The 23,934-nt window shown below is 30.4% G+C and carries 17 protein-coding genes; 3 read left to right on the top strand and 14 right to left on the bottom strand.

The annotated features are described in order from the left end of the window. Positions 1-273 precede the first annotated feature (273 nt). From ACH2BC_RS07525 to ACH2BC_RS07535, 3 genes are all read left to right on the top strand, one after another. Positions 274-1,269 carry a homocysteine S-methyltransferase family protein gene (locus tag ACH2BC_RS07525; protein ID WP_395053378.1) on the top strand — a complete coding sequence of 332 codons (996 nt, stop codon included), beginning with the start codon at positions 274-276 and terminating at the stop codon, positions 1,267-1,269. A gap of 216 nt (positions 1,270-1,485) precedes the next feature. Then, positions 1,486-4,197, top strand: coding sequence for a methionine synthase (gene metH, locus ACH2BC_RS07530; RefSeq protein ID WP_395053379.1), 2,712 nt, complete (start codon positions 1,486-1,488; stop codon positions 4,195-4,197). Between the two features lie 185 nt (positions 4,198-4,382). Continuing rightward, positions 4,383-5,339 (top strand): methylenetetrahydrofolate reductase, encoded by a 957-nt coding sequence (locus ACH2BC_RS07535; RefSeq protein WP_395053380.1) that lies wholly within the window; start codon positions 4,383-4,385, stop codon positions 5,337-5,339. A gap of 195 nt (positions 5,340-5,534) precedes the next feature. Here the strand turns inward: ACH2BC_RS07535 and ACH2BC_RS07540 are convergent, their stop codons facing one another. From ACH2BC_RS07540 to ACH2BC_RS07605, 14 genes are all read right to left on the bottom strand, one after another. Next, complete coding sequence (locus ACH2BC_RS07540; RefSeq protein WP_395053381.1) at positions 5,535-5,969, bottom strand: glycine zipper family protein; 435 nt, start codon at positions 5,967-5,969, stop codon at positions 5,535-5,537. A 96-nt stretch (positions 5,970-6,065) separates the two neighbouring features. Beyond that, positions 6,066-7,145 (bottom strand): agmatinase family protein, encoded by a 1,080-nt coding sequence (locus ACH2BC_RS07545; RefSeq protein ID WP_395053382.1) that lies wholly within the window; start codon positions 7,143-7,145, stop codon positions 6,066-6,068. A 147-nt stretch (positions 7,146-7,292) separates the two neighbouring features. After that, entirely contained in the window at positions 7,293-9,359 is a 2,067-nt protein-coding gene (locus ACH2BC_RS07550; protein WP_395053383.1) for a T9SS type A sorting domain-containing protein, read from the bottom strand. A gap of 77 nt (positions 9,360-9,436) precedes the next feature. Continuing rightward, positions 9,437-10,714, bottom strand: a complete 1,278-nt coding sequence (gene kynU / locus ACH2BC_RS07555; protein ID WP_395053384.1) for a kynureninase — start codon at positions 10,712-10,714, stop codon at positions 9,437-9,439. Between the two features lie 601 nt (positions 10,715-11,315). Next, positions 11,316-12,365: a tRNA preQ1(34) S-adenosylmethionine ribosyltransferase-isomerase QueA gene (gene queA / locus ACH2BC_RS07560; RefSeq protein ID WP_395053385.1), complete on the bottom strand. Its 1,050-nt coding sequence runs from the start codon at positions 12,363-12,365 to the stop codon at positions 11,316-11,318. A 314-nt stretch (positions 12,366-12,679) separates the two neighbouring features. Continuing rightward, the gene (locus ACH2BC_RS07565; protein ID WP_395053386.1) at positions 12,680-13,933 is read right to left on the bottom strand and encodes a 3-phosphoshikimate 1-carboxyvinyltransferase; all 1,254 of its coding nucleotides are present in this window, start codon (positions 13,931-13,933) and stop codon (positions 12,680-12,682) included. Positions 13,934-14,023: 90 nt separating this feature from the next. Next, positions 14,024-14,350 (bottom strand): nucleotide pyrophosphohydrolase, encoded by a 327-nt coding sequence (locus ACH2BC_RS07570; protein WP_395053387.1) that lies wholly within the window; start codon positions 14,348-14,350, stop codon positions 14,024-14,026. 1 nt (position 14,351) lies between these two features. After that, positions 14,352-16,337, bottom strand: coding sequence for a DUF3858 domain-containing protein (locus ACH2BC_RS07575; protein WP_395053388.1), 1,986 nt, complete (start codon positions 16,335-16,337; stop codon positions 14,352-14,354). Positions 16,338-16,341: 4 nt separating this feature from the next. Next, entirely contained in the window at positions 16,342-18,357 is a 2,016-nt protein-coding gene (locus ACH2BC_RS07580) for a DUF3857 domain-containing protein (RefSeq protein WP_395053389.1), read from the bottom strand. A gap of 4 nt (positions 18,358-18,361) precedes the next feature. Next, positions 18,362-20,269 (bottom strand): DUF3857 domain-containing protein, encoded by a 1,908-nt coding sequence (locus ACH2BC_RS07585; protein WP_395053390.1) that lies wholly within the window; start codon positions 20,267-20,269, stop codon positions 18,362-18,364. Between the two features lie 50 nt (positions 20,270-20,319). After that, a complete protein-coding gene (dtd, locus tag ACH2BC_RS07590; RefSeq protein ID WP_395053424.1) occupies positions 20,320-20,772 on the bottom strand; it encodes a D-aminoacyl-tRNA deacylase in 453 nt (150 codons plus the stop codon). A 94-nt stretch (positions 20,773-20,866) separates the two neighbouring features. After that, complete coding sequence (gene rsgA / locus ACH2BC_RS07595) at positions 20,867-21,847, bottom strand: ribosome small subunit-dependent GTPase A (RefSeq protein ID WP_395053391.1); 981 nt, start codon at positions 21,845-21,847, stop codon at positions 20,867-20,869. 149 nt (positions 21,848-21,996) lie between these two features. Beyond that, positions 21,997-22,521, bottom strand: coding sequence for a hypothetical protein (locus tag ACH2BC_RS07600; protein ID WP_395053392.1), 525 nt, complete (start codon positions 22,519-22,521; stop codon positions 21,997-21,999). A gap of 78 nt (positions 22,522-22,599) precedes the next feature. Further along, positions 22,600-23,682: a chorismate mutase gene (locus tag ACH2BC_RS07605; RefSeq protein ID WP_395053393.1), complete on the bottom strand. Its 1,083-nt coding sequence runs from the start codon at positions 23,680-23,682 to the stop codon at positions 22,600-22,602. Between the last annotated feature and the right edge of the window lie 252 nt (positions 23,683-23,934).

Consider the following 23,934-nt stretch of genomic DNA (forward strand, 5'->3'; position numbering starts at 1 on the left):
CAAGAAAAATAAAAAAATTAAGTTTCCACAAGAACATTTTCTTAATGAACCTTAATCTCTTAATGGTTTTAAAAAAAGACTTCTTTAAAAACGAAGTTTAAGATTAGTGAACTAATAATGATTCATAATTTGTGAAAATTCGTGCAATTCGTGTAAAAAAAAGACTTTTTCAAAAACTAAGTTTAAAATTAGTGAAATAATAATAATTCATAATTTGTGCAAATTCGTGCAATTCGTGTAAAAAAAATTTAGCGCCTTAGTGGCAATTAAATTATGTCAAAAATAAAACAAGCAATAAAAGAAAGAATCTTAGTTCTAGATGGAGCAATGGGAACAATGCTACAACGCAACAACTTCTCAGAAGAAGATTTTCGTGGAGAACGATTCAAAGATTTCCAACATCCATTAAAAGGAAACAACGATTTACTTTCAATCACGCAACCAGAAGCCGTAAAAGAAGTCCACAGACAATACTTTCAAGCTGGTGCTGACATTGTAGAAACCAATACCTTTTCTGGAACAACAATAGGAATGGCAGATTATTATCTAGAAGATTTAGTTTACGAACTTAACTATGAATCTGCCAAAATAGCACGCCAAGTTGCAGATGAATTTACAGACAAACCACGTTTCGTAGCAGGTTCAATCGGACCAACAAACAGAACTGCGTCAATGTCTCCAGATGTAAACGATCCAGGTTATCGTGCCGTAACTTTCGACGATTTAAGAATCGCCTACAAACAACAAGTAGAAGCACTTATCGATGGCGGAAGCGATGTATTATTAGTAGAAACTATTTTCGATACTTTAAATGCCAAAGCGGCACTTTTTGCAATTGAAGAAGTAAAAGAAGAACGAAATCTAGACATTCCAGTTATGGTTTCAGGAACAATTACAGATGCATCAGGAAGAACACTTTCTGGGCAAACAGTAGAAGCATTTTTAATTTCAATTCAGCATATCGATTTGTTAAGTATTGGTTTCAATTGTGCACTTGGAGCAGATCAGTTAAAACCATATTTAAAAAGATTGGCGCACAATACACAATTGAATATTTCAGCACATCCAAACGCAGGTTTGCCAAATGCCTTTGGTCAATACGACCAAACACCAGCCGAAATGCAAGCATTAATAAAAGAATATTTACAAGATAATTTAATAAACATAATTGGAGGTTGTTGCGGCACAACACCAGAACACATAAAAGCAATTGCTGCTGTAGCAGCACAATTTCAGCCAAGAAAAATCAACGATAATCAATTAGTGTAATAGTTTATAACACTTTTAATTCGTATTATTAGTGTAAATAGTGGCTAAAAACAGAAATTAAATCCTAAATGAACTTAACGTTCTTAATGGTTTAAAATAAAAAAAAACTTAGAGACTTAGCGCCTTTGTTGCTTAAAATAAAAGATACTGAAACGAAGTTCACTGAACACTTCTAGTAATTAAATAATTTGTGAAGTAAATAAATTCAGCATAAATATGTCAAGAACTAACAAAATAAACTTACAACTTTCAGGTCTAGAACCGCTTTTCGTAAACGAATATTCAAATTTTGTGAATGTAGGTGAACGGACAAACGTAACTGGCTCAAGAAAATTTCTCCGATTAATAAAAGAAGAAAATTACAACGAAGCACTTTCGGTTGCAAGAGAACAAGTAGAAGGTGGCGCACAAATTATTGATGTAAATATGGACGAAGGAATGTTAGATGGCGTTTATGCTATGACTAAATTCCTAAATCTAATTGCAGCAGAACCAGACATTGCCAGAGTGCCAGTAATGATAGATTCTTCCAAATGGGAAATTATCGAAGCTGGATTAAAAGTTGTGCAAGGAAAAGCAGTTGTAAATTCCATATCGCTAAAAGAAGGCGAAGCAACTTTTATACATCAAGCCAAGTTAATTAAACGATATGGCGCAGCAGTAATTGTTATGGCATTTGACGAAAACGGTCAAGCTGATAATTACGAAAGACGAATAGAAATTTGTAAAAGAAGTTATGATGTTTTAGTAAATATTGTAAAATTTCCTGCGCAAGACATCATTTTTGATCCCAATATTTTTCCGGTTGCAACCGGAATGGACGAACATAAATTAAACGCATTAGATTTTTTTAGAGCCACAAAATGGATTCGCGAAAATCTTCCTTATGCCAATATTTCTGGTGGTGTAAGTAACGTTTCGTTTTCGTTTCGTGGCAATGATACTGTTCGCGAAGCTATGCATTCGGCATTTCTATATCACGCTATTCAAAACGGAATGACAATGGGAATTGTAAATCCAGAAATGCTTGAGATTTACGACCAAATTGATAAAACACTTTTAGAACACGTAGAAGATGTTTTACTAAATAGGAGAGATGATGCAACCGAACGACTTTTGGATTTAGCCGAAACCTTTAAAGGTGATTACAAAGTAAATGAAAAAGCAATTGCCGAATGGCGAAATGGTTCAGTTCAAGAACGATTAACACATTCATTAGTAAAAGGAATTGACGAATTTATAGAAATTGATGTTGAAGAAGCGAGAGCAAATTCGGCGAAAGCAATCGAAGTTATTGAAATCAATTTAATGGCAGGAATGAATGTTGTTGGCGATTTATTTGGAAGCGGAAAAATGTTTTTGCCACAAGTTGTAAAATCGGCTAGAGTAATGAAAAAAGCTGTTGCTTATTTATTACCATTTATTGAAGCGCAAAAAGACGGAAAATCTTCAAGTGCTGGAAAAGTATTAATGGCAACTGTAAAAGGCGATGTTCACGATATTGGTAAAAATATTGTAGCTGTAGTTTTAGGTTGTAACAACTTTGAAATCATTGATTTGGGAGTTATGGTTCCGCCAGAAAAAATTATCCAAGCTGCAATTGAACATAATGTTGACATAATTGGATTGAGTGGATTAATCACGCCATCATTGGACGAAATGGTTTATATAGCCAAGGAAATGGATAAATTAAACATCAAAATTCCAATTATGATTGGTGGTGCACCAACATCTCGTGCGCACACTGCTGTAAAAATTGCACCAGAATATAAGCAAACTGTTGTTCACGTAAACGATGCATCACGAGCGGTAACGGTTGCAAGTAATTTGTTGCAAGCTGAAACTAAAGAAGGTTATGTAAAAGCCATTCGCGATGAATATGATAAGTTGCGCGATGGTTATTTAAATAGAAGTAGAGACAAAAATTTTCATACCATTGAAAGTGCGCGTAAAAATAAATTACAACTCGATTGGAATAATTTTACACCAGTAAAACCCAATTTTATTGGCGTTAAAAAAATTGAAGTTGAATTGTCAGAATTAGTAGATTATATCGATTGGACACCATTTTTTAATTCGTGGCAATTGTTTGGAAAATATCCTGCGATTTTAACAGATGAAATAGTTGGTGAGCAAGCAACCAATTTATTTTTAGATGCAAAAAATATGCTACAAAAATTGGTTTCAGAAAAATGGATTCATGCGAAAGGAATTCTTGGAATTTTTCCAGCAAATACTATCAATGATGATGATATTGAATTAAAAATTTCAAATTTTAAATCCCAAATTCCAAACGAGGAAAATCTTCCATCTTCCGTCTTCCAACTTCTAACTTTACGCCAACAATCTCAAAAAACCGCTGGCGCGCCAAACATAGCATTGTCTGATTTTGTAGCGCCAAAAGATAGCGGAAAGCAAGATTATATTGGATGTTTTTGTGTTACAACTGGTTTTGGTGTGGATGAAAAAGCAGCCGAATTTGAAAAACAATTAGACGATTACAATTCGATAATGATAAAAGCATTGGCAGATAGATTTGCAGAAGCATTTGCTGAATATTTACATTTAAAAGTTCGTAAGGAAATTTGGGGTTATGCATCGGATGAAAATTTATCAAATCAAGATTTAATTTCTGAAGAGTATAAAGGAATTCGTCCTGCACCAGGTTATCCTGCTTGTCCTGATCATTTAGAGAAACCAACTATTTTTAAATTGTTGAATGTGGAACAAGAAATAGGCGTAACGCTTACCGAAAGTATGGCAATGTGGCCAGCATCTTCAGTTTCTGGATATTATTTTGCCAATCCAGAAAGTAAGTATTTCGGACTCGGAAAAATAAAAGAAGATCAAGTAATAGATTACGCCAAACGTAGAGGAATTTCTACTGAAATGGCTACGAAATGGCTTTCGCCGAATATAGCAGATTAGTCAAAACTGTATATTGTATATTGTAAAAAAGTATTTATAGAATTTAGAATTTATAATTTATATCAATACAATATACAATAATACAATTTACAGTAATACAGTATACAATAATACAGTAGTACAGTATACAATAATACATTAATACAGTATACAATAATACAACAATACAATATACAATTTTAAAAATGAAAGTAACCCAACACATAGAAAACGCCAACGGAAAACCATTATTTTCGTTTGAAATATTACCACCATTAAAAGGACAAAATATTCAATCAATATTTGATAGTATTGATCCGTTGATGGATTTTAATCCGCCATTTATTGATGTAACTTATCATAGAGAAGAATACCAATACAAAGAATTACCAAGTGGTTTATTGGAGAAAAAAATTGTAAAAAAACGTCCTGGAACTGTTGGAATTTGTGCTGCAATTCAAAATAAATATCCTGTAGATGCTGTTCCACATATTTTGTGTGGTGGTTTTAGCAAAGAAGATACTGAGAATTTATTAATAGATTTAGATTTTCTTGGCATTGATAATGTTGTTGCAATGCGAGGTGATGCACTGAAAACAGAGACTTATTTTAAACCAGAAAAAGAAGGAAATGAATATGCAAGTGATCTAGTATTGCAAGTTAATAATTTAAATAACGGAATTTACCTTGATGAAGATTTACAAAATTCGGCTTGTACTAATTTTTGTATTGGTGTAACTGGTTATCCTGAAAAGCATATGGAAGCACCAAGTTTGGATAGCGATATTCATTTTACGAAACTTAAAATTAAAAACGGTGCCGATTATATTGTAACTCAAATGTTTTTTGACAATAAAAAGTTTTTTGAATATGTTGCTAAATGTAGAGCAGCAGGAATTACAGTTCCAATAATTCCTGGACTTAAACCTCTTGCAACGAAGAAACAATTGAATTTAATTCCGCATAGATTTTCGTTAGAATTACCTGATGATTTAATTATGGCTGTTGTAAAAGCAAAAGATAATGATGCTGTAAAAGATATTGGAATTGAATGGTGTATTCAACAAAGTAAAGAATTAGTCGCGGCAGGAATTCCTGTTTTGCATTATTATTCTATGGGAAAAGCTGAGAATATTAAAGCTATTGCTAAGGAAGTTTTTTAATTTAATTTCACAAAAGACAATAATTATTAGACCTGATACTAAAATTGTTTGAGCTCTTTATTTCATTTTTCATGAAATAAAAGCGAGTTTTAGTAGCAGGAATAAGGTAACTTGAAAACGCCCAAATCATTCGCTTCAAATAAAAAAATGGCTAAAAAATTAATTTTAGCCATTTTCTGAGTATAGATAGTTTGATTATTCTTTTTTCTTTCCGTCAATTATTGCACCTGTTCCTGCGCCAACTCCAGCTCCAGCAAGTCCTCCAATAATTGCTCCTTCGCCTTTTTTCTTACTTATTGCTGCTCCAGTTATTGCGCCAACTCCAGCTCCAATTACTGCTCCTTTTGCTGCGCCACTCCAACCTTTTCTTTTGGTTGTTGTAGTTGTAGTCGTTGTATTTGGAGTTTCAACAATTTTATTTACAACAACAACTTCTTTTTGTTTTTGGGCTTCAACTTTTGCCATTTCTACATTCATTGAATCTATAACTTTTTGTTTTTCTAAAACTATTTTCATAGAATCGATAGTTGCTTGTTTGTCATTTTCTACAATTCCTGCTTTATCTGTGTTTTTACAAGAGGTAAATAATATTCCGAAAACTAATGCTGCTGTTAAAAGTGTATTTTTCATAAAACTCATAATTTAAATTTATTAAACAAATAACGTATTTAAAAAACGGTTAGTTATTATAGAATTGCTGATTAAAGTTATATAATTTTGGTTTTTCTAGAATTTTATTTTTTCTCCAACATGTAATCCATTGTTTTTTGCTAAAATTCCACACATTTGAAATAGCATTCTTGCGCCAACGTTTCCATCCCAATCGTCGTTTTCACCAGGTGCAACTTCTACTAAATCGAAACCAATAATTTCTTTTCCGCTTGATGCTAATTTATTAAACAAATAAGTGGCTTGCTCAAATGAGAATCCACCTGGAACTGGCGTACCAGTATTTGGGCAATACCAAGGATACATTCCGTCAATGTCGAAACTTATAGTCACTTTTTGGGGTAACTCTGAAATTATTTTATCACATTGTTGTTTCCATGTTATTCCTTCAAAAATTGCACTTTTTAAATCGGAATCGGAGTGAACAATTACTCTACCTTTTTCATTATTGACATTGTTTACTTCCTGCTCGCAAAAATCTCTAATTCCTACTTGAACAATTTTAGTAATATTTGGAATTTGTAACGCGTTGTACATTATTGATGCATGCGAATAAGTGAAACCTTCATAGGCAATTCGCAAATCCATGTGTGCATCAAGATGAAGAATTCCAAAATTTTCGTGCTTGGTTGCTAACGCTTCATAATATCCTAAAGGTGTTGAATGATCGCCACCAAGTAGTACTACTTTCTTGCCTTGATTCATCCAAAACACTACTTTTTCTTTTACTTCTGAATGTAGTTCTCTACAGATTTTATTAATTTCTTCAAGGTCAGATACTAAATTTGGAGAATTTTGTAACTCTTCTCCGTTTTCTAATGCTTGAATAATTGGTTGCGCTAATTGTTTATATTTATCTGAATTTTGATGCCAATGACTAGGAATTTCAGCATAGTACATTCCGAGTTTCCATAATTCTGGAAAATCTTGATGGCATAAATCTACTTGAAATGATGCTTCAAGAATAGCTTCTGGACCAAGTGATGCGCCAGAACCATAACTTACCGTAACTTCCCAAGGAACAGGAATTATAATTATTTCTGATTGTTCTGCTGAAAATGGCAATCCGAAAATTGTTGCATCGGCTAGTCCTGGTTGAGATGGATCGAAGTTTTGTATTATATGTTGTTTGGTCATAGTAATTTCATTTTAGATTTTATTGCGTAAGCAAAGAAACCTCTTTAGTGTTTTTATGATTTGCAAATGTAGTAAGGTTTTTACAAAATAAAAAAAGCCACAATGTTGTTAATTTACATTGTGGCATTTCATAAATTTAGTCATTTATTATTCTTTAATAAACTTGTATGTTGCTTTAGAATTATTAAAATATAAGGTATAAACACCATTAGAAAGCGATGAAACATCTATTTTTTCTTCATTAGTTGGTATTGCTTTTTGAAATATTTTTTGTCCTAATAAATTATAAACTGTTATACTTTCATTGGCATCAAATTCGCCTTTAATTGTTAATTGATTTTTAGCTGGATTTGGATAAATTACTATTTTGTCTTTACTGTTTTCATTCACTGTTAAATTTGAATTAACAATTAAAGTAAAGTTTCTGTTTACTGATGAAGTTCCACTACTAGCTGTTATTGAAATTGTATAAGTTCCTGGAGCTAAAACTGTTCCTGATATTGGTGATTGTAGTAAAGTAGCATCACAATTGCCATTTATTGGATTGGCGATTGATAAATAACTTGGTAAAGTATAAGTATTATTAGCATCTGCTTGCACAGTTTGATCTGGTAAAGAAGCCATTGACAACAGTAAAGTTGGCAAAGTGTAACCACGATCAGTAAATTTTTGAGTTATTGTTTTTACATCTGCACATGGATAATTCATGTTTATTGCTGCTTGTCTTACAGCAATTGCAGCATTTTGTTGATTGGTTGAACTATTAGTTAATGCTAATCCTTCTAGAAAAGCTTTGTCTGTTTTAGTTCTGCCAATAACATCATAAATTTGCATTAATGCAGTTGCCCACATTTGTCCGTCTGTATGAATTGAACCTACCAAACTAGCAGGATAAACTCCAGAATAATTTGTATTTCTACCAGTCCAGCATACATTATTTCCATCCCAAGAAAACATATATTGATATGCAGGTTGTGAAGAAGTCCATTGGTTTAAACTTCTACTGTATGATTGTGCCCAATAGTCGCCATTTCCTTCTCCTATAAGTGAAGATGCATTTCCATTAGTTAACCAATCATGAATTCCGTGACCAAATTCGTGCCATATAACATCTGCATCTTCTGCATCATCTACACATCCTTCTCCAAACGCTAATCTGTCAGCCGAAGGAATGTAATGCGAATTATCATCACCACTTAATCCAGAAGGATCAAAATGTAACACACCAGAATTTAATAAAGGTTTACAAAGTATTCCTAATGTTTGATTGATATATCTTAAACTAAGATCTAAATGATAAAAAACATTTACAGATTCAAAAGCGTTGTTGTCTCTAGTAAAACTGAAATTATTTGTAGCTTGTGTAAATAATCCAAAAGTTGGCGCTTCAAAATCTTTTATTTCAGCATACGAACTTTTTAATTTATAAACTCCTGCGGTTAAATCTATTTCTGGTAAAGTTACCGATGATCTAGCGTTTGCCAATTGTGTTGTATTTGCATCGTTTCCGTCTACATATCCAGTTGTTCCATATGCAACAGTAGCAAAAGATAAAGGATCAGATAGATAAACCATTGCTGTTCCATTTACAAATGCTAATGGCGCACTAGTTTGAGTACTTTTTAATTCTTCTAATTTTTTTTTCTTCTTTTTAGGATGATCTTCCTTGTTATGATAAACTGCTACATCTTTACTTTCTATTACATTTCCAGAAATTGCATCTATAATTACTTGCCAACTTCCATTTCCATTAGAAGGATTAGTAACTACAATATAAACTAATTTAGTAGATTCATTAAATTTTGTAATGAATAAATTGTTTTCTGCAACTTCATATTCACTAGTAAATTTTAAATAATCTTTAGAAATATTTAGTGCATTTTGCTTAGAAATAGTTGGTGTTGTTGAAATATTTTCAATTGTTTTATTATATGAATTGGAACTGTAAACTAATTCATTTTCTGGATTAAAATTAATAACTATTTCTGATTGAAAAACTGGAACATCATTTACCATTTGTTGAAAACGAAGTGTTTCTCCAGATAAACTTTTTCTTGTAAAAGAAAGTTTAAAGGTATGAAAAGGTTGAATATTTAATTCTCTATTTTCTGAAATCCATTTTCTTGCTACTATTTCATTACTAGAAACTTGCGCAATTATGTTAGAAATAAAACCTATTATTACTAGCAGTGTTAATTGTAATTTTAATTTCATTTTTTTTAGTTTAAGGTTGGTAATGATGGTTTTAATTGTGGAAACAAAGTAAATAAAAAAAATTAAATTTTAACTTTTTAATGTGTTAAAATTCCTTGTTTTAAAATTTGTCCAAAATGATACATATCTTCATAACTTGTATATAATGGAACAGGAGCAAAGCGAATTACGTTGGGTTCACGCCAATCAGTTACTACACCGTTTTTCATTAAATATTCAAATAAACTTCGTCCTTCGCCATGAAAGAAAACTGATAATTGACAAGCTCTTTCGTCTTGGTTGGTTGGTGTTATAATTTCAAAATTACCTTGAACTTCTTTGTCTATTTCTTGTAAAATAAATTCTAAGTAAGAGGTTATTTGGTTTCGTTTGGCAAGTATTTTATCCATTCCGACTTCGTCAAATAATTCTACCGATGCTAAATATGGTGCTAATGAAAGTATTGGTAAATTACTAATTTGCCAACCATCGGCGCTTTCTATTGGGTTGAAATTTTGTTCCATCAAGAAACGATTTTCTTTTTTATTTCCCCACCAACCTGCAAATCTTGGTAACTCTTTATTGTTATGATGTTTTTCGTGGATGAAACAACCAGATGCATTTCCTGGACCAGAATTCATGTATTTATAGGAACACCAAGAGGCAAAATCTACATTCCAATTGTGTAAATCTAGTTTTATATTTCCTGCTGCGTGCGCAAGGTCGAAACCTACAACTGCGCCAACATTGTGTCCAACATTAGTTATGGTTTTCATATCAAAAACTTGACCTGTATAATAATTTACTCCGCCAATTAGAACTAAAGCCAATTCGTTACCAACTTCGTTTATTTTTTCTAAAATATCTTCTAGTCGAATGTTATGTTCGCCTTCTCTTCTTTTAATTTCTACTATAGCATCTTCTTGATTGTAACCGTGAAAATGTACTTGCGATTGAAACATATATTGATCTGATGGAAATGCTTTTTCTTCGCAAATTATTTTGTATCGTGTTTTTGTGGGACGATAAAACGAAACCATTAGTAAGTGAAGATTTACTGTAAGTGTGTTCATTACTGTAACTTCTGATGGTAAAGCACCAACAATTTTACTTAACGGATTGGCGAAGCGTTCGTGATAATCCCACCAAGGTTTTTGAGAATAGAAATGTCCTTCAACAGCAAGATTTGCCCAATCGTTCATTACTTCATCTACAAATTTTTTGGCGCGTTTGGGTTGCAATCCTAATGAATTTCCTGTAAAATAGATTACGTTTTTGTTGTTGTGTTGTGGAAAAATAAACTCTGATTTATAGTTTTTTAATTCGTCTTGTTGGTCTAGATTTTGAGCGAATTGTAATGTGTTTTGGAAATTCATTGTGGTTTTTTTATGTATTTTATTTGGTAGGGACAAGTCGCGACTTGTCCGTACGTAAATATGATGTAAAAATAGTGAAAAATTTAATGTTTTAAAAAAGTTTAAATTGTTTAAAAGTTTAATTGTTAAATGTTTTTACAATTTATTATACCTAACAGGTTTAAAAAAACCTGTTAGGATATGTTGCGGTTGATTTTTAATAGTGATTTTTACAAAAGACAATGGCTTATTAACCCTGATGCTGCAATTGTTTGAGCTCTTCATTTTATTTTTTTTAAAATGAAAGCGAGTTGCTGCAGCAGGAAAATGGATTGTAGAAATGCGCTTACCATTTGTTTCAAATTATAAGCACTTCGACTGCGCTCAGTGTGACACAATGATGAGATTTGAAACAAGTTCTAGAGAATCTGAAACAAGTTGTAGAAAATCTGAAACAAATTCAGATTAAAAAAAATCTCACCATTGCTGATGAGATTTTGTGGAGCACTTCGACTGCGCTCAGTGAGACATTATGATGAGAATCTGAAACAAGTTCTTGAGAATCTGAAACAAGTTCTTGAGAATCTGAAACAAGTTCTTGAGAATCTGAAACAAGTTCAGATTAAATTATTAACATGGCGTCGCCATAAGAGTAAAATTTATATTTTTCTTCGATTGCGATTTCGTATGCTTTTTTCATTAAATCGTGTCCGCAGAATGCTGAAACCATCATTAATAATGTTGATTTTGGTGTGTGAAAATTGGTAATCATTGCATCGGCGATACTAAAATCGTGTGGTGGAAAAATGAATTTGTTTGTCCAACCATCAAATGTATTTAGTGTTCTTTGTGATGAAACTGCACTTTCTATGGCACGCATTGAAGTGGTTCCAACGCAACAAACTTTGTGTTTTTTAGCTTTGGCATTGTTTACTTTGTCGCAAGCTTCTTGTGTAATTTTTAGCTCTTCAGAATCCATTTTATGCTTAGATAAATCTTCTACTTCTACTGGATTAAAAGTTCCTAAACCTACGTGAAGTGTTACTTCTGCAAAGTCTATTCCTTTAATTTCTAAACGTTTTAAAAGGTGTTTAGAAAAGTGTAAACCTGCAGTTGGTGCTGCAACTGCGCCTTCTTCTTTAGCGTAAATTGTTTGGTAACGTTCGGCATCTTCTGGTGTTACTTCGCGAGAAATGTATTTTGGAATTGGTGTTTCGCCAAGTTCTGTTAATTTATTTCTGAATTCTTCGTAGGAACCGTCGTAAAGAAAACGCAATGTTCTTCCACGAGATGTTGTATTGTCTATTACCTCGGCAACAAGTGAATCGTCGTCGCCAAAATATAATTTATTTCCTATTCTTATTTTTCTTGCTGGATCTACTAAAACGTCCCAAAGTCGTTGTTCTGCATTTAGTTCACGTAGTAAAAAAACTTCTATTCTTGCTCCAGTTTTTTCTTTGTTTCCGAACATTCTTGCTGGAAAAACTTTGGTATTGTTAAGTACAAAAACATCGCCATCGTCGAAATAGTTAATAACGTCTTTGAACATTTTGTGTTCTATTGTTCCTTTTTTACGGTCGATTACCATTAAACGAGATTCGTCACGGATTTCTGCTGGATATTCTGCTAATAATTCTGTTGGAAGATTGAATTGAAAATGTGATAATTTCATGTTTGAGTATTATGATTTTAAGTATTAAGTATTAAGACATTCGCCTTAATAAAAATCTGCGTGCAAATATACGATTGTGAGATAGGCGTTGTCAAGTGTTTTGGTGTTTATTTTTTACATTGCCACAAAGACGCTAAGTCGCAATGTTTTTTTACCACGAAGTCATTAAGTCAGAAAGAAATTTTACACCAATTTCACGAATTATCACGAATTTGATATTTTGGTAATTTACTTCTTCTGTTCAACCTAAAGATTTTGGTCACAAATTTAAAACTTCGTTTTCTTTATTTTACAAAGAAATAATAAATATGAAATTATTGTACTTCATTAATTTGAAAACCAATATTTTTTAAATCTTCCCAAAAAGTTGGGTAGGATTTAGAAACTACTTCGGCATTTTCTATGATTATGGATGTTTTTAATGCTAATGGTGCAAATGACATCGCCATTCTGTGATCTTGATAGGTTTCAATTTTTATATTTTGATTTATTTTGGTTGCGATTTCTAATGTTAGAGATGAATTTGAAACTGAAATAGATGCTCCTAATTTTGACAATTCTGTTTCTAATGCCAAAAGTCTATCAGTTTCTTTAATTTTTAATGTATGCAAACCAGTTAAATTACACGAAATTCCGAGTCCGAAACAAGTTACAGCTATTGTTTGTGCAATGTCAGGTGAAGATTGAAGATTTATGATTAACGATTTTTGATTTTTGATTTTTGACTTAGATAATGTAATTGATTTGTCCTTATTAAAAACTGTTGCAACACCAAAATTTTTATAAATTTCTACTAATGCCGCATCGCCTTGAAGACTGTTTTCTTTGTAGCTTGAAAGTGTTATTTGGGTTCCAACTTCTGATAATGCAATTATGGAATAATAATAGGATGCTGAAGACCAATCGCTTTCGATAGTTATTTTTTTCTTTGGCATCTCGACTGCGCTCGATGTGACACTGATTTTATTATTTTTAAAAGAAGTTTTTACTCCAATTTCATTTAACAAACCCAATGTCATATTGATGTAAGGAATTGAAGTTATTTCGCCTTCGAGTATTAATTGTAGTCCGTTTTCTAGTTTTGGTGCAATTAATAATAATGCCGAAATGTATTGACTGCTAACATTTGCTGGAAGTGAAACTTTATTATGTAATAATTTTTTGCCTGTAATTTTTATTGGTGGATAACCATAATTTTCTACATATTCAATGTTTGCACCAAGTTGTTTTAACGCATCTACTAAAATTTTAATTGGTCGTTCTTTCATTCTTGGTGAACCTGTAAGTACAATTTCACTTCCTTCTTTTATTGCAAAAAAGGCAGTTAGAAACCGCATTGCTGTTCCTGCGTGATGAACGTTTATTAGGTTGTGGGTTGTGAGTTGTGAGTTGTGGGTAAGCGCTTTGTGCATTACATCAGAATCATCTGAAATTGAAATATTTTCTAATTGTATGTTTGGATATAAGGCTTGTAATAACAATAATCTGTTGGTTTCAGATTTGGAACCGGTTATTGAAAGTTGTGAGTTTTGGGTTTTGAGTTGCGAGTTTTTTAGAAGTAGATTCATTTTTAAGAAATTGTATACTGTATATTGTAAAGTTGTATTCTAAAGATTACAATTTACAATATACACATTTACATTATACGAAAATTACAATTATTTTAGTTTTTCGTTATTTTGATGTCTGTCGTGATCGCGATTCGTCTTCAAATCTAATTTTTTGTCAAATGCTTCTTGCAAATCAATTCCTGTTTGATTAGCCAAACACAATACTACAAAAACTACATCGGCAAGTTCTTCGCCAAGGTCTTTATTTTTATCAGATTCTTTTTCAGATTGTTCACCGTATCTTCTCGCAATAATACGTGCAACTTCGCCAACTTCTTCTGTAAGTTGTGCCATATTGGTTAACTCGTTAAAGTAACGAACTCCGTGCGTTTTTATCCAATTGTCTACTTCTTGTTGTGCGTTTTTTAGGTTCATTTTATATTTTTTTAAGAACTACTTTTTCGTTTTGTTTTTCTATCATAACTTTATAAAATTCTTTTAATGTTTGATAATCATCAGGATAAATAATTGTTGTATTTATATCTAATGAAACGCTAATTATAATTTGATTATTAGTATTGGAAGTTGCAAATGTAAAGTAACCTAACTTATTATCCATTGCAATGCTAATTGGTTTTGGTAAACTTTCTACAACATAATTATCTGGTATGGCAATGATAATATTGAATTTTTCTTTTATTGGAAAATTAAAATCTACAGGATATTTTCGGTTTTCTTCTTTAAACATGTTACGCTTTAAAGCTAAATGAAGCATTGATGGAAAGAATATTTTGTCACCAATTTTTTCAATTGTATTGTTGTCGTTTATAGAATATGATTCTATAATGGGTTCATATATAGAATCTTTATTTTTTAATTGATAATTGTCTATTTGAATGTTTTTATATTTATTTTCTAGTATTTCTACATAACTTTCTACACCAACAACTCCATAGGTTTCTCTATACTTTATTGCATTATAATCGTTATATTGTTTTTTAAATTTCCCTGTAAATGTTGCATCAGAATTTATAGAAACCATTAAATTTGATAATTCAACAGAATTGTAAGTTGGCATTAAGTCTATTTCTGTATTAGTTCCATCATTATTTATTTGTCTGCCTTTGTAATTTAAATCTCTTGTAGGAAGATTTTTAATAGTACTGTATTTACTACTTGCATCTAAAAGTATATTTTTTGCATCAAGTTTTACTGACGCAATAACACAATTTAATTTAGATCTATTAGGAAACAACGCCAAACCGTTGTCAATTGTGCTAAGAACTACAGGAAAAGCTTCTAATCCAGCCATTTGTAGCATTGAAGTTAGTATTAAATTTATTTCTGCAATGTTTCCAGAGTTTTCTTTATAGGCAAGTTCAACACCTTTTTTTGTATTATAACCAAATTTACCATTCCAATTCATTTTGTTTTTTACATAGTCAAATACTATTTTCAGTCGTTCTTGTTTGTCTTCAGTTTTATTTATGAGTAGTTTTAAATCGGATAAAAAATATTTATTCTTTTTTAGTTCGTCGCCAAAATCTTTTTCGGCATATATTGATTTTGCTACATCTTCCCAAGTAGTTGCTATTTGTTTGGGTTTTTCGTTAGGAAATTGTATGGTTTGTAATTCATGTTCTATATTTCCATAATAATTTTTAACATTATTTACATAACTTTCTTCTAGTATTGCAGGCACATTTTTTACATTAAAGATAGTTTTAACTTGTTTGTATGATAAACTACTAGAGTTATTGTATTTTCCTTCAAAACTTTGAGATGTATCTTCTAGTACGTCTTTCATATCTATGTCTACATAACCAATTTTAATGGCTTTATAAATGTAAAAAATTGGAATTTCGGTAATAAATTGTCCATAATTTAATGGAATTTTATATTGAAATTGAAAGTTTGGAAGTTCTGAAAGGTTTTCAGTCTTTACTTCATATTTAAATTCTATTATAGAACCTACTTTGACGTTTGGAAATGTAATTATTTTAGTTTCCCAAAGCTCATTTATCTTTTCTTTAAATTTTCCTTCACTTGAAACTTTTTCTTTTTCAACTTTACCATTTTCTATGTTATAAGTAAATGCTTTGGATATTGAAATTACATCATTATCTAGATTTTTATATCCAACATAATACGGAATTTCAAAGTTAGCCCATTTTAAACCTTCTTTTTTATATATTTTTAATTTTATTGTAAACTCTGTTGTAGAAATAAAACCATTAGTTATATCATATTTAAATTTTGTAATAGCTTTTTTAAATAAAAATGCAGCTACAGCAGAAGAATCTGTTGGATGAAATTTTTCTTCTAGTTGAGCTTTTGTAACTTTTCCTAAATCGAAATCTTGAGCGTATACTGAATTTGAAAAGATTAAAGTTATAAAAAAGTAGCAAATAAATAGTTTCATAGTATTATAATTTTTTAAGTACCACTTTTTCGTTTTGTTTTTCTATCATTATTTTATAAAATTCTTTTAAAAACGCATAATCTTCTGCTGGAATTATTGCCGTATTTGCATCAAATGTTGACGATACTTGAATTTGTTTTTCGGTATTAGAAATAGTATAACTAAAACTTCCATAATTATTATCCATTGCAATTGCAATTGGTTTTGGCAGACTTTCTACAGCATATCCATCTGGAATTGATATAATTATTGTTTGTTTATCTTTAAATGGAAATGAAAAATCTACAGGATATTCTCTGTTTTCTTGATTAAAAGGATTCTCTGTTGGTGAAAGATATAATAATGGAGAAAAGTATAGTTTATCGCCAATTTTTTCTACTACAGAATTACTTTTAAAACTGTATTTTTCTGTAACAACATCGCTTTCTGATAAGTTGTTTGCAACTTCATAGTTGTCAATTTCTACAGTTTTATATTGTTTTTCTAAAATTTCTAAATAAGCATCTTTAGTTACATTTTCATATTTATCTCTGTATTGTAAAGCATAATAATCTTTATAATTTTCTCTAACCTTTCCTTCAACTTCTCCTTTGTCATTTATTGATGCCATCATATTTACAACATCTGTTGAATTGGTTTTGGGAGTTAAATCTAATAATTCTGACACGCCATCTTTTTTAATAATTCTACCAAACCAATTTAAATCTCTAAAAGGTAAAATATTCGGCAATGCATTTTTGTTAGTTGCGTCTAAAAGTATTACAGCGTCATTTAATTTTACAGATGCAATTACATTATTAAAGGCAGTTCTACTTGGGTAAAGCGCAATTCCGTTTGCTCTTGTACTTATTAAAACAGGATTGGCATCTAAACCTGCAAATTTTAACATAGAAACTAACATTAGGTTTATCTCGGCGGAGTTTCCTACTTTATCTTGAAATGCTTTTTTAACTCCAACATCACATAAATAGCTTAGGTATTCGTTCCAATTCATTTTAGATTTAACAAATTTAAAAATTGCATTCATTTTTTCTTCATTACTTGTTAATCCAGTAGTTAATGTTGTAATATCATTTTCATAATAATTATTTCTATTTAATTGATCTCCAAAATCTTCGTTTTCAAATATTTTTTTGGCAACATCTTCCCAACTATTTGATAGCATTTCAAAAGGTGAGTTAGGAATTCGCTTGCTTGAAAGTTCGTGTTGCACACTTGAAGTATAATTCTCAATATTATTAATGAAATTTTCATCTTTTAATGCCGAAATATTATCTAGAGTGAAAGTTGTAACGTTTTCTGTATAATTTATATTGTCAGTTTGTACAGAAGAACTAGCAATTGTTCCCATAGCGCCAACTTGTCTTTCTCTATAATTTAATGTTATAGTTTTAGCTTCACTAGTTTTGGTTTCATTAATTGCATTAAATCCTTTTCTGTAAACATTATAAATAAAATATTCTGGAACATAAGTTGAATATTCTGAATGATTTACAGGTATTGAAGTTTGAAAATTCCAAACAGGAAAAGTTGAAATATACGGCGATTTAATGGTGTATTTATATTCTAATATTGAACCTTCTTTTACATTAGGCAACGTGATTTTTTTTCTAGACCAAAATTTATTTACTTTTTCAGAAAATTCACCTTCACTTTTTAATTTTTTTTTTTCAATTTTACCATCAACAATATTATAAGTCATGGCTTTAGAAATAGAAACGCTTTCATCATTATCGCCACCAACATAGTAAGAAATATATCTGTCTGCCCAAGTATAACCTTCTTTAGTGTAGACTTTAATTTTTATTTCTACATCTGTTAAAACAGAAAATCCTTCTCCTTGTTTGTATTCAAAATAAGTTCTTCCTTTTTCAAATAAAATTGCTGCTTCTGCAGTTGCATCTTTTGGATGTGATTTTTCGTTTAACTCTTCAAGAGTAACTTTTCCAAGTTCATACTTTTGAGAAAAACTAAAATTGTTGATACTAAAAAGTAAAATGATAACGTAAATATATTTCATTGTTTTAAGTTTTTTTGGTTAGTACAATTTTTGAATTGTCTGCTTTAGCAATTTGTTCTCTAAATTTTCTATAATTTTCGTATTCTGTTTTATCATAAATACCATTTTTTAATAAAAAAGAACGTTTATATAAAATTTTATTTTCAGTTAAAATTATTATTTCTGTTTTATATGTTCCAAATTTTTCATCAATACTAGTTGCGTCTGGTTTTGCATTTATAACATAATCTAATGGTAAATTTATTTCAATTTCTTCTTCGTCAAAAAAACCTCTATTTACTTCAAACGGATTTTTTCTGTTTCTATAACGTTGCGGAATGGTATTGCTTTGATTAAAAACATTTATAGGAAAAAGAATCATTCCGCCATTATCAGATGCATAATTCACTGCCGAAAACGAAATTTCTTCTACAAATTCTACTGTTTGTTTATTGTTTAAAAACTTACTTTTTTCTAGTTTTAAATTATTTATCCAGTTAAAATGTGTTTTGTAATGATTGTCTATAATTTCATTTGACTTGCCTTCAATTTCATACACATTATCATATTGTATGCCTTTAGATTTTATTTGAACAGCACAAGTTATAGTTCCATCACTGCTTAAAGTGTAATTTCCTTTAGAAATTTGTGAATTGGTTTTATTATTTAATTCAGATGTTTTTATAATTTCGCCTCGATCTGGTTTTATCAATAATGCATTTCTGTCATCTGTAAAATCGCCTTCAAATCCGAATGGTTTTATTTGACTAGTACATTCTAAAAAGTAATTTTTATTATTATTTTGAATAGTTAATATGGCATGATTTCCTTGCATAGAAACAAAATTTTCATCTATTCCTCTTTTAGAATTATCTCCATAAATTATAGTATAAAACGATTCAATTCCAACTGATTTCAGCAAAACTCTTGTGTAATTAGATAATGCTTTGCAATCGCCATAACCCAATTTATCTACATCTTTAGCCAGCATTGGTTTCCAACCTCCAATTCCTAATTGTATGCTTACATATCTTGTTTTGTCTTGAACATATTGATAAATAATTTGTGCTTTTTTTATTTCGTCAGTTTCATTTGCAACAAGTAATTTTATTTTATTTTTGGTTTCATCAGACAATTCTTCGGTATCTTTTAGTAAACTTGTATACATCCATTCTCCAAAATCTTTCCAAGTTTTAGCACTTCCTTCTACACCTTCAAGATTAAATTTTTCTAATCCAAATAATACATACGGAACAATTTTTTGAAACGATGGTGAATTATCCTCGGGTTTTTCTGCAAGTAAATTTTCTACAGAAAAAAGTATTGAATTATCAGTTTCAGTTTTTTTAATTGTTCTGTTTTCAAAATTGTTTTCTTTGTATTTAAAACCTAAATTAGTTAAACAATTTATTGTATAGGACGATTTTTCAACACTTTCAAAAGCATCATCAATTGGATACCAAGGTCTAATAAATGCAGTGTTAGAAGTTTCGGTTTCACTTTCATAAACCGCTGTAAATGGGTATTCTGTTGGAGTATAATCTAAAAAAAGTTTTCTGTCATCGCTATAAATTGTAAATCCATTAGCAACACTTTGATCTATAAAATCTTTACGTTTTATTTTTTTAATTTCTTTGCCAAATGAGTTGTAAATTGTTACTTCAATAGATTTTACTTTGCTAGATTTATCATAATATTCAACTGCATCAATATTATTTAAACCATATTTATTTAAAACCGTAACTACTTTTAAAGTCTTAGTAGTCATTGATTTTTGAGAAGAAATGGTTATAATTATAGATTGATTTCTAACAACGCTATTGGCGGTTTCTTTTAAATTTTCGGGAATTAATAAAGTGGAATAGTTGCTATTTTGTGCACTACTAAAATGGAATGCAAATAGTAAAAAAAGCACATAAAACAGGTTTTTCATTTGTAAATTGTTTACCCAAAAATACACCTTTTTTTATAAATATAACAAGATTATTCTTTGTTTTTACTATCTATAACAATTGTAACTGGTCCATCATTAATAAGTGCTACTTTCATATCAGCACCAAATTGTCCAGTTTGTGCTTTTTTACCCAAATCTAGTTCCATTTGAAGTATGAATTTTTCGTATAATGGAATTGCAATTTCTGGTTTGGATGCTTTAATGTAACTTGGTCTATTTCCTTTTTTTGTACTTGCGTGAAGTGTAAATTGTGAAACTATAATTACATTTCCATTTATGTCTTTTACAGATAAATTCATAACATCATTTTCATCTCCAAAAATTCTAAGATTTGCAATTTTAGAAGATAACCAATTAATGTCATCTTGAGAATCTTCATCTTCAATTCCGATTAAAATTAATAATCCAGTTTGAATTTCGGCAACGATTTTAGAATCAATTGTTACTGATGCATTTGAAACTCTTTGAATTACTGCTTTCATTGAATAATTTTTTTTAAAAACACCTCGAACGCGCTCGGCAGGACAAATTTTATAAATTTGAAATTGATTTTTGAGATTGAAATTGAAATTGATTTTACTTATTCCTAGTTTCATCACTTGCAATTCTATCATCATTATAAATATCAGTTCGGTAATGATCTTCGTCTCCTTCTAAAATTTTTAAATAACTGTTGTAACGTGTCCAAGAAATTTTATCTTCTTCTAGTGCTTTTTTAATGGCGCAATGTGGTTCTTCTTTGTGCAAGCAATTATTAAATTTACATTGGTCTTTTAATTTGAAAAATTCTGGAAAATAACCACTTATTTCCTCTTTTTCCATATCTACAATTCCAAAACCTTTAATTCCAGGTGTATCAATTATTTTCGCATTAAAAGATAAATCATACATCTCTGCAAATGTTGTAGTGTGTTGTCCTTGCATACTTTGCTCAGAAATGGTTTTAGTTTTTAAATCTAAACTTGGTTCTAAAGCATTGACTAAAGTTGATTTTCCAACGCCAGAATGTCCAGAAAACATTGTAGTTTTACCAATCATTATATCTTTCAATTCTTCGATTCCTTTTCCTTCTGTTGATGAAACGCGCAAACATTTATAACCAATTTCTTCGTAAATGTGTTGCATATACAACTGTTCGTCAAGTATTGCTTCAGTTAAAGTATCTATTTTATTGAATACTAAAATAGTCTCAATACCATAAGCTTCGGCAGTAACAAGAAATCTATCAATAAAGTTAAAAGTTGTGGGTGGATTATTGATTGTAATAAGTAAAAAAACGTAATCTAAATTGGAGGCAATAATGTGCATTTGATGAGACAAATTCACCGATTTTCTAACAATATAATTTTTTCTTTCTTGAATATTAAATATTGTTCCTGTAGTAGTATCTGACGATTCTTCCAATTCATAATCTACAACATCGCCAACAGCAATAGGATTGGTACTTTTTATGCCTTTCATTCTAAACTTGCCTTTGATGCGACACTCCATAAAATTGCCATCGTTAGATTTTACGGTGTACCAACTTCCTGTAGATTTATAAACAATTCCTGTCATAAAGATTTTAGATATTTAAATCCTGAATTTTGATTTCAGATTTTACAAAGATACCTAAAATGATTTTCATTGTTTAATAGCTTTTAAAATTTGAAGAAAAAAAAAGACCGTTTATTGCTAAACAGTCTTTATAAATTTTAATTTTAAAATTAGTATTTGTATGCCAAACCTTTTTTAATATTTTGAGAACCACCTAATCCGTTAGAACTAGCACCAACTGTAGATTTATCAGCAGTTTGAAGAATAAATGGACAACCCATTGCTGCTGCTGCCATTTTTAATTTTTTCTCTGCTTTTTTATCGCCTGTATTTCCAGTATGATAATTAATTAAACCTGTTTTTCCTCTTACTTCACCTGATTTTTTTAAACCAGCAACATAAGAAATGTCTTCAAGAATTACAACTTTTTCCCAATCATCTTCTGAGCTAACAACAATTTTTTCTGTAACTTGTTCTACACGACCACTTTTTCCATAAACAATTTTTTCAACTGCATATTTACTAATTGTGTTTTCTGCATCTTCACCATCATATTTAAAAACGATAGTAAACTCTTCAAGCTTAATAACTTTTCCTTTTACAACTTCACCATCGTGTTTTGTAATTAAATCAACTTGAGCCATAACAGAGTTCATACTGAAAATAACTGCTAATAATAAAATAATTTTCTTCATTTTAATAAAAATTTGCGTTTATAAATCTTTTAATGAGTGCAATAGTACAAAAATTATTCCAAATTATAATTTGTAAGTTTAAGAATTAATAATTTTCTCTTGATGACTAATACTTTCTTGGTGAATTGCTTTAAATATTTTTAAAATAAATTCTTCGCTCAAGCCACGTTCATCGCCATCTAGAATCATTTTTCCTAAAATTTCGTTCCAACGTTTGTTTTGCAACACAGCTACATTTTTTTCTTTTTTTAGTGCGCCAATTTGCTCTGCGACTTTCATTCGATTCCCCAAAATTTCTAAAAGTTTACTATCAGCAATGTCAATATTGGCTCTTAATTTTATCATTTCTGTATTATAACCATCTTCTTCAACAGTAGTTTTTTTGACTTTTAAATTTTCAAAAATTAGTTTCAAAACTGTTGGAGTAACTTGTTGTGCAGCATCGCTCCAAGCATTATCAGGATCAATGTGTGTTTCAATAATTAATCCATCATAATTTAAATCTAGTGCTTGTTGCGACACTTCTTGAATCATATCTCTTCGTCCAGTAATATGAGATGGATCGCAAATTAAAGGTAAATCTGGAAAACGACTCTGCAACTCAATCGCAATTTGCCATTCTGGAATGTTTCTATATTTAGTTTTTTCATAAGTTGAAAAACCTCTGTGAATTACACCTAGTTTTTTTATTCCTGCGTTGTACAAACGTTCTACACCACCAATCCACAAAGCTAAATCTGGATTTACAGGATTTTTTACCAATACAATTTTGTCTGTATTTTGCAAAGCATCGGCAATTTCTTGTACTGCAAATGGGTTTACAGTTGTTCGTGCGCCAATCCATAAAACGTCGATATCGTGTTCTAACGCTAGTTTTACATGTGTGGCATTTGCAACTTCTGTAGCCATTAACAATCCAGTTTCGGCTTTGGCTTTTTGCAACCATTTTAATCCAATTGCTCCAACACCTTCAAATCCTCCAGGTCGCGTTCTTGGTTTCCAAATTCCTGCACGAAAAATGGATACGTCAGAATTTTTTAATTCGTGAGCTATTTTTAAAACTTGTTCTTCGGTTTCGGCGCTACATGGTCCAGCAATTACTAGTGGATGTGTTAGATTAAAATCTTCTAACCATTTTTTATTTTCTGTAGTTATGTTCATATTATTTTTTTTAAACCATTAAGGTGTTAAGTTTCATTAAGGTTTTAGTTTTGGCATTTTTTTATTGTTTCTTCCGATAGCTATCGTAAGCGCTCGGTGTGACAAAATAAATTAAAATTTGATTTTTTTTTTTTTGAAATTTAATGTGTTTATGGCACTTCGACTGCGCTCAGTGTGACAAAGTGAATTAAAATTTGATAATATTTTTTTTATTGAAAATGAATGTGTTTATGGCGCTTCTTCCGATTACTA

Source organism: Flavobacterium sp. (assembly GCF_043760115.1).
Taxonomy (GTDB): domain Bacteria; phylum Bacteroidota; class Bacteroidia; order Flavobacteriales; family Flavobacteriaceae; genus Flavobacterium.

Excerpts from the sequence above, each read along its gene's own strand:
- ACH2BC_RS07525 (WP_395053378.1), top strand. The coding sequence starts at position 274 with ATGTCAAAAATAAAACAAGCAATAAAAGAAAGAATCTTAGTTCTAGAT.
- metH (WP_395053379.1), top strand. The coding sequence starts at position 1,486 with ATGTCAAGAACTAACAAAATAAACTTACAACTTTCAGGTCTAGAACCG.
- ACH2BC_RS07535 (WP_395053380.1), top strand. The coding sequence starts at position 4,383 with ATGAAAGTAACCCAACACATAGAAAACGCCAACGGAAAACCATTATTT.
- ACH2BC_RS07540 (WP_395053381.1), bottom strand. The coding sequence starts at position 5,969 with ATGAAAAATACACTTTTAACAGCAGCATTAGTTTTCGGAATATTATTT.
- ACH2BC_RS07545 (WP_395053382.1), bottom strand. The coding sequence starts at position 7,145 with ATGACCAAACAACATATAATACAAAACTTCGATCCATCTCAACCAGGA.
- ACH2BC_RS07550 (WP_395053383.1), bottom strand. The coding sequence starts at position 9,359 with ATGAAATTAAAATTACAATTAACACTGCTAGTAATAATAGGTTTTATT.
- kynU (WP_395053384.1), bottom strand. The coding sequence starts at position 10,714 with ATGAATTTCCAAAACACATTACAATTCGCTCAAAATCTAGACCAACAA.
- queA (WP_395053385.1), bottom strand. The coding sequence starts at position 12,365 with ATGAAATTATCACATTTTCAATTCAATCTTCCAACAGAATTATTAGCA.
- ACH2BC_RS07565 (WP_395053386.1), bottom strand. The coding sequence starts at position 13,933 with ATGAATCTACTTCTAAAAAACTCGCAACTCAAAACCCAAAACTCACAA.
- ACH2BC_RS07570 (WP_395053387.1), bottom strand. The coding sequence starts at position 14,350 with ATGAACCTAAAAAACGCACAACAAGAAGTAGACAATTGGATAAAAACG.
- ACH2BC_RS07575 (WP_395053388.1), bottom strand. The coding sequence starts at position 16,337 with ATGAAACTATTTATTTGCTACTTTTTTATAACTTTAATCTTTTCAAAT.
- ACH2BC_RS07580 (WP_395053389.1), bottom strand. The coding sequence starts at position 18,357 with ATGAAATATATTTACGTTATCATTTTACTTTTTAGTATCAACAATTTT.
- ACH2BC_RS07585 (WP_395053390.1), bottom strand. The coding sequence starts at position 20,269 with ATGAAAAACCTGTTTTATGTGCTTTTTTTACTATTTGCATTCCATTTT.
- dtd (WP_395053424.1), bottom strand. The coding sequence starts at position 20,772 with ATGAAAGCAGTAATTCAAAGAGTTTCAAATGCATCAGTAACAATTGAT.
- rsgA (WP_395053391.1), bottom strand. The coding sequence starts at position 21,847 with ATGACAGGAATTGTTTATAAATCTACAGGAAGTTGGTACACCGTAAAA.
- ACH2BC_RS07600 (WP_395053392.1), bottom strand. The coding sequence starts at position 22,521 with ATGAAGAAAATTATTTTATTATTAGCAGTTATTTTCAGTATGAACTCT.
- ACH2BC_RS07605 (WP_395053393.1), bottom strand. The coding sequence starts at position 23,682 with ATGAACATAACTACAGAAAATAAAAAATGGTTAGAAGATTTTAATCTA.